Below are 15,798 nucleotides of genomic sequence, written 5' to 3'. Positions count from 1 at the left end.
GGCGGACTGCTCGATCCCTCGGACGGTCCGCCCCCGGCTCCGGCCCCCGTTTCCGCCCCCGCCACAGGGGCGGGCGCTCCTCACCCACAGGCGCGCTCTCCTGCACGGATGCAGTACGTTCAGGTCATGCCGCAGCCCGCCAAGCCCGCCCGTACCAAGGCCACGTCCGACGCCCCGGAGAGCGCAGCCGGCAGTCGCGCCGCCGCACAGCGCCTCAAGATGCGGCGCGAACTGGCCGCCGCGGCGATGGAACTGTTCGCGACCAAGGGCTACGAAGCGACGACGGTGGACGAGATCGCGGCGGCCGCGGGCGTCGCGCGGCGGACCTTCTTCCGCCACTTCCGCTCCAAGGAAGAGGCGATCTTCCCGGACCACGACGACACGCTCGTACGGGCCGAGGCGGTGCTGAACGCGGCTCCGCCCCACGAGCACCCGCTCGACACGGTGTGCCGGGGAATCAAGGAGGTCATGCGGATGTACGCGGCCTCCCCCGCCGTCTCCGTGGAGCGCTACCGGCTGACCCGCGAGGTCCCGACCCTGCGGGAGCGCGAGATCGCCTCGGTGGCCCGCTACGAGCGGCTGTTCACCCGCTATCTGCTGGGGCACTTCGACGAGCGCGACCACCACGACGGCAACGACGATCCGCTGCTGGCGGAGGTGGCGGCGTCCGCGGTGGTCACCGCGCACAACCACGTGCTGCGCCGCTGGCTGCGCGCCGGCGGCCAGGGCGACGTGGAGACCCAGCTCGACCACGCCTTCGCGATCGTCCGCGACACCTTCGGCACCGGCATAGGAGCAGGCCGCTCACGGGACGGGGTGCCCACGGCGTCCGCGCCCCGCTCCGGCGATCCGGCACCGGCCGCGGCGGTGACCACCGAGGGCGAGGTCCTGGTGGCCGTGGCGCGTACGGACGCGCCGCTGGACGACGTGATGCGCACGATCGAGCGGGCGCTTCAGGACCGCCGCGCCTGACCCGGTGTGCCGGGGGTTCTGACCCCTCCGCCAGGCCCTGAAGTTCATACGGATGGCGGTACCCGCGACCCCCGGGCCACCCCGGGAATCACCCTCGGGCCCCCCGCTCCGAGCAGCGGAGCGCATTCGGTCACTCACAGTGAGCAACGGCCGCCCCCTCGGGGGCGGCCGTTGTTGCTCATACGTGCCCCCCGGATGACAACTGAGAGAAATTGTTGGCACGCAGTGTCTTGTCACATGGCACGCCGTGCCATACGTTGAAGTTGTCCGGGCGGCCGGCGTGCAGAGACCATTCGTACGCCGACTGTCCCAGCAAACCCTGAGTTTGCGGCCCGGACGCCTGCGTCACAGGCACCCTTCGCGCCCACCGGCGCCGCCACACCCGCACCACCCGCCGAACCGACGGCACACCTCCACACAGCAGCACACCGACGTTCCCCTCAGCGTTCCCCGAAACGCGCTTCGCCGGAGGCACCCGTGAAGGACATCCTGGACGCCATTCAGTCGACGGACAGCACCCCCGCCGACTTCGCCGCACTGCCCATCCCCGAGTCCTACCGCGCGGTCACCGTGCACAAGGACGAGGTCGAGATGTTCAACGGCCTCGAAACCAAGGAGAAGGACCCCCGCAAGTCCATCCATGTCGAGGACGTCGCGGTGCCCGAACTCGGCCCCGGCGAGGCACTGGTGGCCGTCATGGCCAGCTCGGTGAACTACAACTCCGTCTGGACCTCGATCTTCGAGCCGATGTCCACCTTCGGCTTCCTGGAGCGCTACGGACGGCTCTCGGAACTCACCAAGCGCCACGATCTGCCCTACCACGTCATCGGATCCGACCTGGCGGGCGTCGTCCTGCGCACCGGGCCCGGCGTCAACGCCTGGCGGCCCGGCGACGAGGTCGTCGCCCACTGCCTGTCCGTCGAGCTCGAGTCCTCCGACGGCCACAACGACACGATGCTCGACCCCGAGCAGCGGATCTGGGGCTTCGAGACCAACTTCGGCGGCCTGGCGGAGATCGCACTCGTCAAGTCCAACCAGCTGATGCCCAAGCCCCAGCACCTCAGCTGGGAGGAGGCCGCAGCCCCGGGCCTGGTGAACTCCACCGCGTACCGTCAGCTCGTCTCGCGCAACGGCGCGGGCATGAAGCAGGGCGACAACGTCCTGATCTGGGGTGCCAGCGGCGGACTCGGCTCCTACGCCACCCAGTTCGCCCTGGCCGGCGGCGCCAACCCGATCTGTGTCGTCTCCAGCGAGCAGAAGGCGGACATCTGCCGCGCGATGGGCGCCGAGGCGATCATCGACCGCAGCGCCGAGGGCTACAAGTTCTGGAAGGACGAGCACACGCAGGACCCGAAGGAGTGGAAGCGCTTCGGCAAGCGCATCCGCGAGTTCACGGGCGGCGAGGACATCGACATCGTCTTCGAGCACCCCGGCCGCGAGACCTTCGGGGCGAGCGTCTACGTCACCCGCAAGGGCGGCACCATCACCACCTGCGCCTCCACCTCGGGCTACATGCACGAGTACGACAACCGCTACCTGTGGATGTCGCTCAAGCGCATCATCGGCTCCCACTTCGCCAACTACCGCGAGGCATGGGAGGCCAACCGCCTGATCGCCAAGGGCAAGATCCACCCCACCCTCTCCAAGGTCTACTCCCTCGAAGAGACCGGCCAGGCCGCGTACGACGTGCACCGCAATCTCCACCAGGGCAAGGTCGGCGTCCTCGCTCTCGCCCCGAGCGAGGGTCTGGGTGTGCGCGACGAGGAGATGCGCGAGAAGCACGTGGACGCCATCAACCGCTTCCGCAACGTCTGACTGAGGTCCCACACATGACAGAGCGTCAGAAGGACCGGCCGTGGCTCATGCGGACGTACGCGGGCCACTCCACCGCCGAGGCGTCCAACGAGCTCTACCGGCGCAATCTCGCCAAGGGCCAGACCGGTCTGTCGGTCGCCTTCGACCTGCCGACACAGACGGGCTACGACCCCGACCACATCCTCGCCCGCGGCGAGGTCGGCCGGGTCGGGGTTCCCGTCTCGCATCTCGGTGACATGCGCAGGCTGTTCCAGGACATCCCCCTGGAGCAGATGAACACCTCGATGACGATCAACGCCACCGCGATGTGGCTGCTGGCGCTCTATCAGGTCGTCGCGGAGGAGCAGGGCGCGGACGCCACCCGGCTTCAGGGCACCACGCAGAACGACATCGTCAAGGAGTACCTGTCGCGCGGGACGCATGTCTTCCCGCCCGTGCCCTCCCTGCGGCTGACCACCGACATGATCACGTACACGGTCGCCAACATCCCCAAGTGGAACCCCATCAACATCTGCAGTTACCACCTGCAGGAGGCGGGCGCCACGCCGGTCCAGGAGATCGCGTACGCGATGTCCACCGCGATCGCGGTGCTGGACGCGGTGCGGGACTCGGGTCAGGTGCCGGCGGAGAAGTTCGGCGACGTGGTCGCCCGTATCTCCTTCTTCGTGAACGCCGGTGTCCGCTTCATCGAGGAGATGTGCAAGATGCGTGCGTTCGGCCGCATCTGGGACCAGGTCACCCGTGAGCGGTACGGCATCGAGAACGAGAAGCAGCGCCGGTTCCGCTACGGCGTCCAGGTCAACTCCCTGGGGCTCACCGAGGCGCAGCCGGAGAACAACGTCCAGCGCATCGTGCTGGAGATGCTGGCCGTCACGCTGTCCAAGGACGCCCGCGCCCGCGCGGTGCAGCTCCCGGCCTGGAACGAGGCGCTCGGTCTGCCGCGGCCGTGGGACCAGCAGTGGTCCCTGCGCATCCAGCAGGTCCTCGCCCACGAGTCGGACCTGCTGGAGTACGAGGACATCTTCGCCGGCTCGCACGTCATCGAGGCCAAGGTGGACTCGCTGGTCGACGAGTGCCTGGCGGAGATCACCCGGATCCAGGAGATGGGCGGCGCGATGGCGGCCGTCGAGTCCGGGTACCTCAAGTCGCAGCTGGTCTCCTCGCACGCGGAGCGGCGGGCGCGGATCGAGGGCGGCGACGACAAGATCGTCGGCGTGAACATCTTCGAGACCACCGAGCCGAACCCGCTGACGGCCGACCTCGACACGGCGATCATGACGGTCGACCCGGAGAACGAGGCGCGGGTGGTGGCCAAGCTGCACGAGTGGCGGGACAACCGCGACGAGACCCGTGCCACGGAATCGCTCACCGCGCTGAAGAAGGCCGCCGCGGGGACCGAGAACCTGATGGCGGCCACCGTCGAGTGCGCCCGTGCGGGTGTCACCACCGGCGAGTGGGCGTGGGCGCTGCGCGATGTGTTCGGCGAGTTCCGCGCCCCGACGGGCGTCTCCAGCGCACCTGTCGCGGTCACCGCGGAAGCGGGCACGCCGCTCGCGGTCGTCCGCGACAAGGTCTCCCGCACCGCCGACGAGCTCGGCTCGGGACGGCTGCGGCTGCTGGTCGGCAAGCCGGGCCTGGACGGGCACTCCAACGGCGCCGAGCAGATCGCCGTACGCGCCCGCGACGCCGGCTTCGAGGTGGTCTACCAGGGCATACGGCTCACGCCCGAGCAGATCGTCAACGCGGCGCTGGCCGAGGACGTGCACTGCGTGGGCCTGTCCATCCTGTCGGGGTCGCACGCCGAGCTGGTGCCCGACGTGCTGGACCGGCTCCGCGAGGCGGGGGCGCCGGACATCCCGGTCGTCGTCGGCGGAATCATCCCGAACGCCGACGCCACCGCTCTGAAAGCGGCCGGCGTGGCCGCCGTGTTCACCCCGAAGGACTTCGGCATCACCGAGATCATCGGCCGTATCGTCGACGAGATCCGGAAAGCGAACAAGCTCGACCCTCTGGAGGTCCCCGCATGACTGTCAACCGTCTGAGGCCGCGCCGTTCCTGCCTCGCAGTGCCGGGCAGCAACCCGCGCTTCCTGGAGAAGGCCCAGGGCCTCCCGGCGGACCAGGTCTTCCTGGACCTGGAGGACGCCTGCGCGCCGCTCGCCAAGCCGGACGCCCGGCACACCATCGTGAAGTTCCTCAACGAGGGTGACTGGACGGGCAAGACCAGGGTCGTGCGGGTCAACGACTGGACCACCGAGTGGACCTACCGCGACGTGGTCACCGTCGTCGAGGGCGCCGGGCAGAACCTCGACTGCATCATGCTGCCGAAGGTGCAGGACGCCCAGCAGATCGTGGCGCTGGACCTGCTGCTGACCCAGATCGAGAAGACGATGGGCTTCGAGGTCGGCAAGATCGGCATCGAGGCGCAGATCGAGAACGCGCAGGGTCTGAACAACGTCAACGAGATCGCCCAAGCCTCCCCGCGCACGGAGACCATCATCTTCGGCCCGGCCGACTTCATGGCGTCGATCAACATGAAGTCGCTGGTCGTCGGCGAGCAGCCGCCCGGCTACCCGGCGGACGCCTACCACTACATCCTGATGAAGATCCTGATGGCCGCCCGTGCCAACAACCTCCAGGCGATCGACGGCCCCTACCTCCAGATCAAGAACATCGAGGGCTACAAGGCCGTCGCCCAGCGGGCCGCGGCGCTCGGCTTCGACGGCAAGTGGGTCCTGCACCCGGGTCAGGTCGAGGCGTCCAACGAGGTGTTCTCGCCCTCGCAGGAGGACTACGACCACGCCGAGCTGATCCTGGACGCGTACGACTACTACACGTCCGAGGCCGGCGGCAAGAAGGGCTCGGCGATGCTCGGCGACGAGATGATCGACGAGGCCAGCCGCAAGATGGCCCTGGTCATCTCGGGCAAGGGCCGTGCCGCGGGCATGACCCGTACCTCGACGTTCGAAGCCCCGGAGGCCTGAGCACCATGCAGTTCGGACGCACCTACGAAGAGTTCGAGGTCGGGGCGGTCTACAAGCACTGGCCCGGGAAGACGGTCACCGAGTACGACGACCACCTCTTCTGTCTGCTGACCATGAACCACCACCCCCTCCACATGGACACGAACTATGCGGAGAAGACGACGGACTTCGGCAAGAACGTCGTCGTCGGCAACTACATCTACTCGCTGCTCCTCGGTATGTCCGTGCCGGACGTCTCCGGCAAGGCCATCGCCAACCTGGAGATCGAGTCGCTGAAGCACGTCGCGCCGACGTTCCACGGCGACACGATCTACGGCGAGACCACCGTGCTCGACAAGACGCCGTCCCGGTCCAAGAGCGACCGCGGCATCGTCCACGTCGAGACGAAGGGGTACAAGCAGGACGGCACGCTGGTCTGCGTGTTCCGCCGCAAGGTGATGGTCCCCACCGAGACGTACATCAAGGAGCGCGGCGGCGAGCAGCCCGGCCGCCCGGAGTTGATCGAGCCCTCCAAGAAGCCGGAGAAGTAGTCATGAGCCGACTCGCCCAGACGCACGGGCTGACCGACATCCAGCAGGAAATCCTGTCGACGGTCCGGGACTTCGTCGACAAGGAGATCATCCCGGTCGCCACCGAGCTGGAGCACCGCGACGAGTACCCGACGCAGATCGTCGAAGGCCTCAAGGAGCTCGGCCTGTTCGGGCTGATGATTCCCGAGGAGTACGGCGGTCTGGGCGAGTCGCTGCTCACGTACGCGCTGTGCGTCGAGGAGATCGCCCGTGGCTGGATGTCCGTCTCGGGCATCATCAACACGCATTTCATCGTGGCGTACATGCTCAAGCAGCACGGCACCCAGGAGCAGAAGGACACCTTCCTGCCCCGGATGGCGCTGGGCGAGGTGCGCGGCGCGTTCTCCATGTCGGAGCCGGCGCTCGGCTCGGACGTGTCGGCCATCACGTCCAAGGGCGTCAGGGACGGCGACGAGTACATCCTCAACGGCCAGAAGATGTGGCTCACGAACGGCGGAACGTCGAATCTGGTGGCCGTTCTGTGCCGGAGTGACGAAGGACACCCGGAGGGCACCGCCCGGCACAAGTCGATGACGACCTTCCTCGTCGAGAAGGAGCCCGGCTTCGGAGAGGTCCGTCCGGGCCTCACCATCCCCGGGAAGATCGACAAGATGGGTTACAAGGGCGTCGACACGACCGAACTCATCATGGACGGACTGCGCATTCCGGCCAATCGGGTACTCGGCGGCACCACCGGCCGAGGGTTTTACCAAATGATGGACGGCGTCGAGGTCGGCCGCGTCAATGTCGCGGCACGTGGCTGCGGTGTCGCGCAACGTGCCTTTGAGCTGGGCGTCTCGTACGCACAGCAGCGCCACACCTTCGGCAAGCCCATCGCCCAGCACCAGGGGATCCAGTTCAAACTGGCCGAGATGGCTACCAAGGTCGAGGCCGCGCATGCGATGATGGTGAATGCGGCACGCAAAAAGGACTCCGGGGAACGAAACGACCTGGAGGCAGGGATGGCGAAGTACCTCGCCTCCGAGTACTGCAAGGAAGTCGTCGAGGACGCCTTCCGGATCCACGGCGGCTACGGCTTCTCCAAGGAGTACGAGATCGAGCGCCTCTACCGCGAGGCTCCGATGCTGTTGATCGGTGAAGGTACCGCCGAAATCCAGAAAATGATCATTGGACGCAGGCTGCTCGAGGAGTACCGGTTCCAGGGATGATTGTCGCTTTCGCGGCGGTTCGGCCGCGAAGAAGATCACACCCTGTCAGCATTCTCTGAGGGTTTCCGGCCGACCGACTCGGCTTCTGGCTTTCCCAGTTACGGCTCACAACCGATAACATCGCTCGGAAAGCCGCCGTCCCCCGTTGCCAGCGCGGCATCATCCGCTACGAAGGTCATCCATGCCCCACAGCCAAACCTCTGCACCTCGCGACAGCCTCCGTGGCGTACGCCTCGCGCGCGGAGCATCGCCGTGGCTTCTGCCGACCGTCGCCACCGCCGCCCTCAGCCTCGCCCGCTCGCGCCGTTCGCGGCGCGCGGCGGTCGTGGCCGTGCCCGCCACCGCGCTCGCGGCGGGCATGCTGTGGTTCTTCCGCGACCCCGAGCGCGAGATCACTCAGGGTCGCGTCATCTCTCCGGCCGACGGTGTGGTGCAGAGCATCATGCCGTGGAAGGACGGGCGCACCCGGGTCGCGATCTTCATGAGCCCGCTGAACGTCCACGTCAACCGCGCGCCCCTCGCGGGCACGGTGACGTCCGTGGAGCACATCCCCGGCGGCTTCGTGCCGGCGTTCAACAAGGAGAGCGAGAACAACGAGCGCGTTGTCTGGCACTTCGACACCGAGCTCGGTGACATCGAGATGGTGCAGATCGCCGGTGCCGTCGCGCGGCGCATCGTTCCTTACGTGCCGCAGGGCACGAAGGTCGAGCAGGGCGACCGTATCGGCCTGATCCGCTTCGGCTCGCGCGTGGACATCTACCTTCCGGAAGGTGTCGATGTCGCTGTCGAGGTCGGTCAGACCACGACCGCGGGGGTGACTCGCATTGACCGTGGTTGATCCCGACGCACAGGCGGGCTGGGTCGCCGAGGACGACGCCGAGGACGACGCGGAGGAGATGCCTCTCTCTCTGCGGCTGTCAATAGCGGACACCCTCACGCTCGGTAACGCGACGTGTGGATTCATGGCGGTGTACTTCACCACCACCGGCATCCTCATCCCGCATCTCCAGGGCAGCCAGGAGACCGGCATGGCGCGGCACAGTGCCGCCACCGCCGTGATCCTGATGCTGCTCGCCGCGATCTTCGACCTCTGCGACGGGCTCGTGGCGCGCAAGCTGCGCAGCTCGCCGATGGGTGCGGAGCTGGACAACCTCTCCGACCTGATCAGCTTCGGGCTCGCCCCGGCCTACTTCGTACTCGTGTACGGCATGGTCGCGGACGACGCCCACCAGCGGGTCTCGGCGGTGGCCGCGATCGTGGTGCTCCTGGCGGTGGTCCTGCGGCTTGCGAGATTCTCGTGCGTGACCCTGAAGGACGGCATGTTCCAGGGCATGCCGAGCCCCTTCGGCGCGCTCACGGTGGTCTCGATCGTCCTGCTGGAGCTGCCGTTCATCCCGACGCTGCTGGCGATCATCGGTACGGCGTGGCTGATGGTGAGCCGGGTCGAGTACCCGAAGCCGCGGGGCGTCCTGGCGGTGGCGATGCTCGGATGGATCGTGGCCGCGATGGGTCTGCTGGCGGCCTGGGCGTTCGACGCCCCGGCGGGCCAGCTGCTGCTGCAGACCGGCTGCGCGCTGCAGATCGTGCTGGCGGCGACGATCCCGCTGTTCGCAACGGCACGACGGGTGAACACGTTCCGTGACAACCGTCGTGAGAGCCGTGAGGCCAGGGCGGCTCAGCCCTGACACGGCGACGGCATACGAGGAGGGCCCGGGTGCGATCCGCACCCGGGCCCTCCTCGTGTGTGCGACAGGTTCAGCCGCGGTGGGACACGTCCTAGCCGCCGCTCTTGAAGGACTCCGCCGCCTTCGCCACGGCCGCGGGCCGCACCACCTTCAGTCCGCCCGGGACCTTGTTGTCCGGCTTCATGATGACGCTCTGCCGGGTCGACGGCGCTGCCGGGTCGGAGAAGTCGTGGGTGATGCCGAAGCCGCTCTCGTACGCGGAGAGGGTCAGCAGGGCCTTGTCGATGCCCTCCCGGGTGAGGTTCTTGTCGGCGCAGGCCTTCTTCAGCACCTCGCCGTAGACCCCCATGGCCGTGTACCCGGCGACCACACCGTTGTCGAGGCCGTCCTTGGGGTAGGCGGCCGCGTACTCCTTCGCCAGCTTGGCCGGCGCCGCGTCCGTGGCGCCGATGGGGAGGGTGGAGGCGGCGACGTAGTAGTCCTTCATCAGCGCGGGCCCCGCCGGGGTCGCGAGGAGCTGCGGGGCGTAGGCGGAGTTGTTGCCGACGACCGGCACATTGAAGCCGCCGGCGGCCGCCACGCCGACGAGGGAGGCCGCCTGCCGCGGTCCGGCGCTGATGACGACGGCCTTGACGCCCGCCTTCTTGAGCGCGGCCACCTGGGCCGACATGTCGTTGTCGGTCGGTTTGATCTTCTGCTCGACGATGCTGAGGCCCGCCTGCTGGGCCGCGTACTTGGAACCGGCGAGGGCGTTCTCGCCGTAGTCGCCCTCGAAGTAGACGTGACCGATCTTGTCGCCCTTGGCGATGCGCTTCTGGGTGAGCAGATAGTCGATCGCGTTGATCGTCTCGATGTCGTACGTCGCGCCGACCACCCGGACGTACGGGCTGCCGAGCAGACTGGCCGACCATGCCTGCGGCAGGACGAGGCCCTTGTCCTGGCCGTCGATGCGCTGCTTGACGGCCGCCACGAACGGCGAGCCGATGAACTGCGCGAAGCCCAGCACCTTCGGTTCGAGCTCGGTGTAGCCGGCGAGGGCTTTCTGCGGGTCGTAGCCGTGGTCGCGCACGGTCAGCTCGATCTGCCGGCCGCAGACACCGCCGGCCGCGTTGGTCTGCTTCGCCCACAGCTGCTGGGCCTGGGTGACGCTCTTGCCGAGTGAGGCGTAGACACCGGTCATGTCGGTGAGCACACCGAGCGTGATGGTCTTGGCGGTGACACCTTCACCGGTCTTCACTCCCCCGGCGTCCTTCCCACCGCCGTCACCGCTCGTCGCCTTCTCGCTGCAACCGACGGCGCTGAGCGCCAGTACGGCCAGCACCGCCATGTATCTCTTCGGCTTCATGTCTTCTCCCGTCGGGACACTGTCGGGCGGGTGAGTCCGCCGGGCAGGAACAGCACCACCGCGACCACCGCGGCGCCGTACAGATAGCGCGACGCCTCCCCCGGCGAGACGCCGCCCGTGCCCGGGGCGGCGACCAGCGGGAGGCTGTCGCTGTAGTGGGTGAGCACTTGGGGCAGCAGGGACACGAACGCCGCGCCGACGACCGCGCCCGCGACCGTGCCGAGACCGCCGATCACGATCATGGCGAGGTATTCGAGCGAGAGGATCATGCCGAAGTACTCGGGGACCGTGCGCTGGAAGACCAGCGCGAGCAGAACACCCGCGAGACCCGCGTACATCGACGAGAGGACGAAGACGGCGGCCCGGTAGCGGGCGACCGGAACTCCCATCACGCCCGCCGCTATGCGGTGGTCGCGCAGGGCGTTCATGGCGCGCCCGGGGCGGCCACGCAGCACACCGCGGGCGAACAGCCCGCAGGCGAGGAGCGCGACCAGGGCCGCGTACCAGAGCTTCTCCGCCGACTGGAACGGCACGGCGGCGATCACGACCTCCGTGTCGTCGAAGGTGAAGCCGAACAGGGACAGCGGCGGGACGGCGCGGCCGTTGAACCCCCCTGTCAGATCACTCGCGTTGAACAGCACATGCTGGCCGATGAAGATCAGGGCGAGGGTGGCGATACCGAGATACGCCCCGCTCAGCCGGCCGGCGATGGGGCTGAACAGGCCGCCCGCCGCGCCGGCGAGCAGGACGGCGAGGATCGCGGCCAGCCAGGTCGGCAGGCCGAGGCCGGTGAGACGGTGGCCGTTCTCGGCCTCGTCGCCGCCCGCGAGGACGCAGTAGCCGTACGCGCCGACGGCGAGGAAGAAGGCGTGGCCCATGGAGAGTTGGCCGGTCGCGCCGGTGAGCAGATTGATGCCGATGGCGCCGATCGCCGCGGCCATCGCGAACAGTCCGGCCTGGAGCCAGAAGCGGTCGAGGTAGAAGGGCAGGGCGAGGAGGAGGAGACCGCCCAGGATCCAGGCGTAGGCCCGGGGGTTCCTGAACGCCACCGAGACCCTGGGCGCCCTGAGGGACGGGGCCTTGTCGAGCGTCTCGGGCAGGGTGTCAGACACGCGCGGGCTCCTTCGTGCCGAAGAGTCCGGCCGGCCTGATGAGCAGGACGAGCACCATCACCAGATAGGGCGCGAGATCGCCGATGCCCCGGCCCAGGAAGGACAGTTCGCTCTGGTACCCGGTGGCGAACGACTCGGTGACACCGACGATCAGCCCGCCCGCGAGGGCGCCGGTGGTGGAGTCGAGTCCGCCGAGGATCGCGGCGGGGAAGGCCTTGAGCGCCGCGAGCGAGGTGGCGCGTTCCAGCCCGGGGGTCGGGAAGACCGTGAGGAACAGCGCGGCGACGGCCGCGAGGCCGCCCGCCACGCCCCACGCGGCGAGCGAGACCCTGCCGAGCCGCACCCCCATCAGCGCGGCGGTCTGCGGGTTCTCTGCGGCCGCCCGCATGGCCACTCCCCAGGAGGTGAAGCGGAAGGCCAGCAGGAACGCGGTGATGAGGAGGGCGGCGGCGACGAACGCGGCGATCCGGGTCTGCGCGATGGTGATGTCGCCGATGGTGACCACCCGGTCGCCCCACGGGTCGCCGAGGGCGAGGACGTCCGTGCCGATACGACGGGTGAGTTCGGTGGTCAGCAGGATGTCGACACCGATGGTGACGATGGCGAGGACGCTGTGGTCGGAGCCGCGGTAGCGGCGCATCACGAAGAACTCGACGGCGGCTCCCACCACGGCCGCGCTCGCGATGCCGACGGCGAGCGCCGCCCAGAAGCCGATGTCGTCGTGGAGGACGGCCGTGACGTAGCCGCCGGCCAGCAGGAGGGACGCGTGGGCGAAGTTGACGACCTCGGTGGCCTTGAAGATGACGACGAAGCCGAGGGCGATCAGGGCGTAGACGGAGCCGATGGAGAGCCCGCCGAGAAGAAGTTCGGTGAAGGTCGTCATGCCTGCGCACCTGTTCCGAGGTAAGCCCGGACGACCGCCGGGTCGCTCTGCACCTGGGCCGGGGTGCCGTCCGCGATCCGGCGCCCGAAGTCGAGTACGGTCACGGCGTCCGCGAGCCGCATCACCACCCCCATGTCGTGTTCGACCAGCACGATGGATATGCCGAGACCGTCGCGCACGCCCGCGATGACGGCGGCGGTCTGCTGCCGCTCGTCGGCGGTCATGCCCGCGACGGGTTCGTCGAGCAGGAGCAGCCGCGGCTCCATGCACAGCGCGCGGCCCAGCTCGACAAGCTTCTGTTTGCCGTACGGGAGCGCTCCGGCAGGACGGCCGAGATCGGCCGCGAGCCCGACGAACTCCGCTATCTCGCCCACGCGTTCCCGATGGCGCCGTTCCTCGCGGGCGGCGGACGGCAGCCGCAGCCCGGCGGAGAGGAAGCCGGCGCGGGTGAGCCGGTGGCGGCCGAGCAGCAGGCTGTCCGCGACGGTGGCGTGCGGCGGGAGGGCGAGATTCTGGAAGGTGCGGGCGACACCGAGCGCCGCGATGCGGTGCGGGGGCAGGCCGGTGAGTTCGCTGTCGCCGAAGTGGACCGTGCCGGCTGTGGCGCGGTAGACACCCGACAGGACGTTGAAGCAGGTGGACTTCCCCGCGCCGTTCGGGCCGATGACGGCATGGACACTGCCGGGCGCGACGGTGAAGGAGACGTCGTCGAGCGCGGTGAGACCGGCGAAGCGGACGGTGAGGCCGGAGACGGTGAGCGCCGGCGTGGCGGCGGCGTCGTCCACGGCAGCGGCCGTGTCCGGGGCCGTCATGCGGACCACCTCCGCAGCGCCGGTGCGGCCGCCTCGGCCCGTACGGCGTCCTCCGCGGCCTCCTCGTCGACCACTCCCAGATAGCGCCGGCGCACCTCGTCGGAGGCGGCCAGCCGGTCCGCGGGTCCCTCCAGGGCGACCTCGCCGACCTCCAGGACGTACGCCGTGGAGGCGAGCCGCAGCGCGATCGCCGCGTTCTGCTCCACCAGCAGGACCGAGGTGCCGGCGGTGTTGATCTCCTGGACGGTCTGCGCGATCCGTTCGGCCATCAGCGGGGCGAGTCCCAGGGACGGCTCGTCGAGCAGCAGCAGCCGGGGCCGTGCCATCAGCGCCCTGCCCAGCGCGAGCATCTGCTGCTCGCCGCCGGAGAGCAGACCGGCCCGCTGGTGGGCGCGGTCGGCCAGGACCGGGAAGAGTTCGTGTACGCGGGCGAGCGCCGCGGCGGCCTCCCGCCGGCCGCCACGCGCCCCCAGTGCGCCCGCCCGCAGATTGTCGGCCACCGTCATCCGTGCGAACACCTGCCGCCCTTCGGGCACTTGGACCACTCCGGCGGCCACGACGCGCGCCGGGCTGAGCCCGTCCAGCGGGCGGCCCTCGAAGTGGACGGAGCCCGCGGTGACCCGGCCCCGCTGAAAGGTGAGGGTGCGTGAGATCGCGCGCAGCAGGGTGGACTTGCCCGCGCCGTTGCCGCCGAGCACGGCGACGATCCTGCCCTCCGGCACATCGACGGAGACCTCACGCAGCGCCCGCACCGGCCCGTAGCCGACGGACAGTGCTCGTACCTCGAGCGAGGCGGCCATGCAGTCCCCCTTCCGGGGCCTGTGTCCTGCGTGCCCCTGTGGTGCCTCACATCACCACCGGCGCTGCCCGGCCGTCCACGCCGCCGGGGCGAATCGCTGCGGATGACCAGCGGCGCAGCGCACACCTTGTGCACGGGCACAAGCGCCGCCACCCTCGGCGGCGGGTGGTTGCGGGGCATGTGGTGGACATCGGCGCGGGGCGTGCGAGTCCCACCGAGCGGGCTGCAGAACGGCCGCTGCCGTGAAACCCGTTCGACCGTGGCCCCGGGACATGGGGATCATGGCCGGATGCCGTCGCCCGAAGCAGCGCTGAGTGAACTCCAGGACCGTGCCACGCTCTGGAGCGTGGGCGAGATCCCCGCGGCCGATGTCGTCGACGCGGCCTGCGACGCGCTCGTCGCCGGACTGGAGGGCCCCGGACTCCGGCAGCTGGCGGCCTGCACCCGCGCCGAGGCGGGCTACGCCGTGCACGACCTGCTCCTCGTGGCGCTGGACGAGCTCGGTGTGGCCTTCCATACGGTCGCGGGCGAGGCCCGTGAGGAGGCGACTGTGCGAGCGCTCGCCCGGCGCATGCTGTCCGGCCAGTCGGCGCCCTGGGAACTCACGTTCCGGCTCCAGCAGCTATTCGGGCACGAACTGCCCCTGGCCGAGCGGCTCGTCGAGCTCGACGACGAGTACGCCGTGATCGAGGGCGACGACGGAGCGGTGGCCCGGGTGACGGCCGCGGTCATGGAGGAGGCGCGACGCATCACGGGCGGCCCGCGCGGCCCGATCGCACTCGCGGACGCACAGGGCTGATACGGACCGGGTCGACCGGGCGGCTCCGACGACCGACCGGCTCGATATGGATGACCGGCCGGGGCGGACGACGGGCTGGCAGGGACGACCGCTCGGCGGGACGATCGGCTCGGGCGGTCGATGGACTCGGCGGGGACGATCGGCGCGATGCGGACGACCGATGCGCGGCGGCTGACCGGCTCGGCTGCGGACGACCGGCCCAATGGACGACCGATCCGCGGCGGGACGACCGGCTCGGGGCGGACGACGGGCTGGCCGGGACGACCGGCTCGGGCGGTCGATGGACTCGGCGGGGACGACCGGCCCGGCGGCTGACCGGCCCGGCGGCTGACCGGCTAGGGCGGTCGATGGACTCGGCGCGGGCGACGGGCTCGATACGGACGACCGATCCGCGGCGGCTGACCGGCGGGACGACCGGCTCGGCCCGGGGCGGACGACGGGCTGGCGGGGACGACCGGCCGGCGGCTGACCGGCTAGGGCGGTCGATGGACTCGGCGGGGACGACCGGCTCAGTGCGGACGACGGACTCGGCGCGACGACCGGCTCGGCGCTGAAAAGCGCGCTGCCCTCCTGGGACGCACACGCACCTGCCAGCAGACCTCTGCCGACCAGATGGAGAGGCCCCCGCGGCCGGCTCTTCCGCGCCGAGGAGTGCGAAGGCAGCCTGCGGGCCCGCCTGGCACGACGCGCGCCGGCCGCCCGTGACTGACGGTCGCCCCCCGCGGCTCATGCAGCAGGCAGCTTCACGAACACATCGCGGCCTCGCCGAGCCGAGCGGAGCAGCGACGGGCCCGTGGGCGCCGGGCGCGCGCCCGGCCCGGGGCCCAGCCCGCACATCCCGGCCGTGCCCCGCCG

At 69.7% G+C, this 15,798-nt stretch carries 14 protein-coding genes; 9 read left to right on the top strand and 5 right to left on the bottom strand.

What is annotated here, in order from left to right; translation table 11 throughout:
• Nucleotides 1-126 precede the first annotated feature (126 nt).
• From OHA05_RS29625 to pssA, 8 genes are all read left to right on the top strand, one after another.
• The gene (locus OHA05_RS29625; RefSeq protein ID WP_391837744.1) at nucleotides 127-972 is read left to right on the top strand and encodes a TetR family transcriptional regulator; all 846 of its coding nucleotides are present in this window, start codon (nucleotides 127-129) and stop codon (nucleotides 970-972) included.
• Nucleotides 973-1,449: 477 nt separating this feature from the next.
• Nucleotides 1,450-2,787: a crotonyl-CoA carboxylase/reductase gene (gene ccrA / locus OHA05_RS29620; RefSeq protein ID WP_328862189.1), complete on the top strand. Its 1,338-nt coding sequence runs from the start codon at nucleotides 1,450-1,452 to the stop codon at nucleotides 2,785-2,787.
• A 14-nt stretch (nucleotides 2,788-2,801) separates the two neighbouring features.
• Nucleotides 2,802-4,814, top strand: a complete 2,013-nt coding sequence (locus OHA05_RS29615; RefSeq protein ID WP_313943225.1) for a protein meaA — start codon at nucleotides 2,802-2,804, stop codon at nucleotides 4,812-4,814.
• Nucleotides 4,811-5,770, top strand: a complete 960-nt coding sequence (locus OHA05_RS29610; protein ID WP_327678760.1) for an HpcH/HpaI aldolase/citrate lyase family protein — start codon at nucleotides 4,811-4,813, stop codon at nucleotides 5,768-5,770. The genes OHA05_RS29615 and OHA05_RS29610 overlap by 4 nt, the downstream gene beginning before the upstream one ends.
• 5 nt (nucleotides 5,771-5,775) lie before the next feature.
• Nucleotides 5,776-6,300: a MaoC family dehydratase gene (locus tag OHA05_RS29605; RefSeq protein WP_313943227.1), complete on the top strand. Its 525-nt coding sequence runs from the start codon at nucleotides 5,776-5,778 to the stop codon at nucleotides 6,298-6,300.
• 2 nt (nucleotides 6,301-6,302) lie between these two features.
• A complete protein-coding gene (locus OHA05_RS29600) occupies nucleotides 6,303-7,508 on the top strand; it encodes an acyl-CoA dehydrogenase family protein (RefSeq protein WP_328862188.1) in 1,206 nt (401 codons plus the stop codon).
• 181 nt (nucleotides 7,509-7,689) lie between these two features.
• Entirely contained in the window at nucleotides 7,690-8,346 is a 657-nt protein-coding gene (locus tag OHA05_RS29595; RefSeq protein WP_313943229.1) for a phosphatidylserine decarboxylase, read from the top strand.
• Nucleotides 8,339-9,193: a CDP-diacylglycerol--serine O-phosphatidyltransferase gene (pssA, locus tag OHA05_RS29590; RefSeq protein WP_313948811.1), complete on the top strand. Its 855-nt coding sequence runs from the start codon at nucleotides 8,339-8,341 to the stop codon at nucleotides 9,191-9,193. Before OHA05_RS29595 ends, pssA begins: the two co-directional genes overlap by 8 nt.
• 91 nt (nucleotides 9,194-9,284) lie before the next feature.
• On the opposite strand, the gene OHA05_RS29585 is transcribed toward pssA, so the two are convergent.
• From OHA05_RS29585 to OHA05_RS29565, 5 genes are read right to left on the bottom strand one after another with little or no spacing between them, the layout of a single operon-like run.
• Entirely contained in the window at nucleotides 9,285-10,538 is a 1,254-nt protein-coding gene (locus OHA05_RS29585; protein ID WP_313943230.1) for an ABC transporter substrate-binding protein, read from the bottom strand.
• Nucleotides 10,535-11,587: a branched-chain amino acid ABC transporter permease gene (locus OHA05_RS29580; protein WP_328863477.1), complete on the bottom strand. Its 1,053-nt coding sequence runs from the start codon at nucleotides 11,585-11,587 to the stop codon at nucleotides 10,535-10,537. Before OHA05_RS29580 ends, OHA05_RS29585 begins: the two co-directional genes overlap by 4 nt.
• A 55-nt stretch (nucleotides 11,588-11,642) precedes the next feature.
• On the bottom strand, nucleotides 11,643-12,533 hold the full coding sequence (locus OHA05_RS29575) for a branched-chain amino acid ABC transporter permease (RefSeq protein WP_313943231.1): 891 nt from the start codon (nucleotides 12,531-12,533) through the stop codon (nucleotides 11,643-11,645).
• Complete coding sequence (locus tag OHA05_RS29570; RefSeq protein ID WP_313943232.1) at nucleotides 12,530-13,345, bottom strand: ABC transporter ATP-binding protein; 816 nt, start codon at nucleotides 13,343-13,345, stop codon at nucleotides 12,530-12,532. Before OHA05_RS29570 ends, OHA05_RS29575 begins: the two co-directional genes overlap by 4 nt.
• Nucleotides 13,342-14,145 carry an ABC transporter ATP-binding protein gene (locus OHA05_RS29565; RefSeq protein ID WP_328862187.1) on the bottom strand — a complete coding sequence of 268 codons (804 nt, stop codon included), beginning with the start codon at nucleotides 14,143-14,145 and terminating at the stop codon, nucleotides 13,342-13,344. The genes OHA05_RS29570 and OHA05_RS29565 overlap by 4 nt, the downstream gene beginning before the upstream one ends.
• 288 nt (nucleotides 14,146-14,433) lie before the next feature.
• On the opposite strand from OHA05_RS29565, the gene OHA05_RS29560 reads away from it, so the two are divergent.
• Entirely contained in the window at nucleotides 14,434-14,943 is a 510-nt protein-coding gene (locus OHA05_RS29560) for a hypothetical protein (protein ID WP_328862186.1), read from the top strand.
• The last annotated feature ends 855 nt before the right edge of the window (nucleotides 14,944-15,798 follow it).

This window comes from Streptomyces sp. NBC_00306, assembly GCF_036169555.1.
Classification (GTDB): domain Bacteria; phylum Actinomycetota; class Actinomycetes; order Streptomycetales; family Streptomycetaceae; genus Streptomyces; species Streptomyces achmelvichensis.
Note: the sequence above shows the minus strand (reverse complement) of the source record. Positions and strands in the feature narration are given on the sequence as shown.

What these genes read in the sequence shown, in the direction of transcription:
- OHA05_RS29625 (WP_391837744.1), top strand. Translation starts at nt 127, where the DNA reads ATGCCGCAGCCCGCCAAGCCCGCCCGTACCAAGGCCACGTCCGACGCC.
- OHA05_RS29615 (WP_313943225.1), top strand. Translation starts at nt 2,802, where the DNA reads ATGACAGAGCGTCAGAAGGACCGGCCGTGGCTCATGCGGACGTACGCG.
- OHA05_RS29610 (WP_327678760.1), top strand. Translation starts at nt 4,811, where the DNA reads ATGACTGTCAACCGTCTGAGGCCGCGCCGTTCCTGCCTCGCAGTGCCG.
- OHA05_RS29605 (WP_313943227.1), top strand. Translation starts at nt 5,776, where the DNA reads ATGCAGTTCGGACGCACCTACGAAGAGTTCGAGGTCGGGGCGGTCTAC.
- OHA05_RS29600 (WP_328862188.1), top strand. Translation starts at nt 6,303, where the DNA reads ATGAGCCGACTCGCCCAGACGCACGGGCTGACCGACATCCAGCAGGAA.
- OHA05_RS29595 (WP_313943229.1), top strand. Translation starts at nt 7,690, where the DNA reads ATGCCCCACAGCCAAACCTCTGCACCTCGCGACAGCCTCCGTGGCGTA.
- OHA05_RS29585 (WP_313943230.1), bottom strand. Translation starts at nt 10,538, where the DNA reads ATGAAGCCGAAGAGATACATGGCGGTGCTGGCCGTACTGGCGCTCAGC.
- OHA05_RS29575 (WP_313943231.1), bottom strand. Translation starts at nt 12,533, where the DNA reads ATGACGACCTTCACCGAACTTCTTCTCGGCGGGCTCTCCATCGGCTCC.
- OHA05_RS29570 (WP_313943232.1), bottom strand. Translation starts at nt 13,345, where the DNA reads ATGACGGCCCCGGACACGGCCGCTGCCGTGGACGACGCCGCCGCCACG.
- OHA05_RS29565 (WP_328862187.1), bottom strand. Translation starts at nt 14,145, where the DNA reads ATGGCCGCCTCGCTCGAGGTACGAGCACTGTCCGTCGGCTACGGGCCG.
- OHA05_RS29560 (WP_328862186.1), top strand. Translation starts at nt 14,434, where the DNA reads ATGCCGTCGCCCGAAGCAGCGCTGAGTGAACTCCAGGACCGTGCCACG.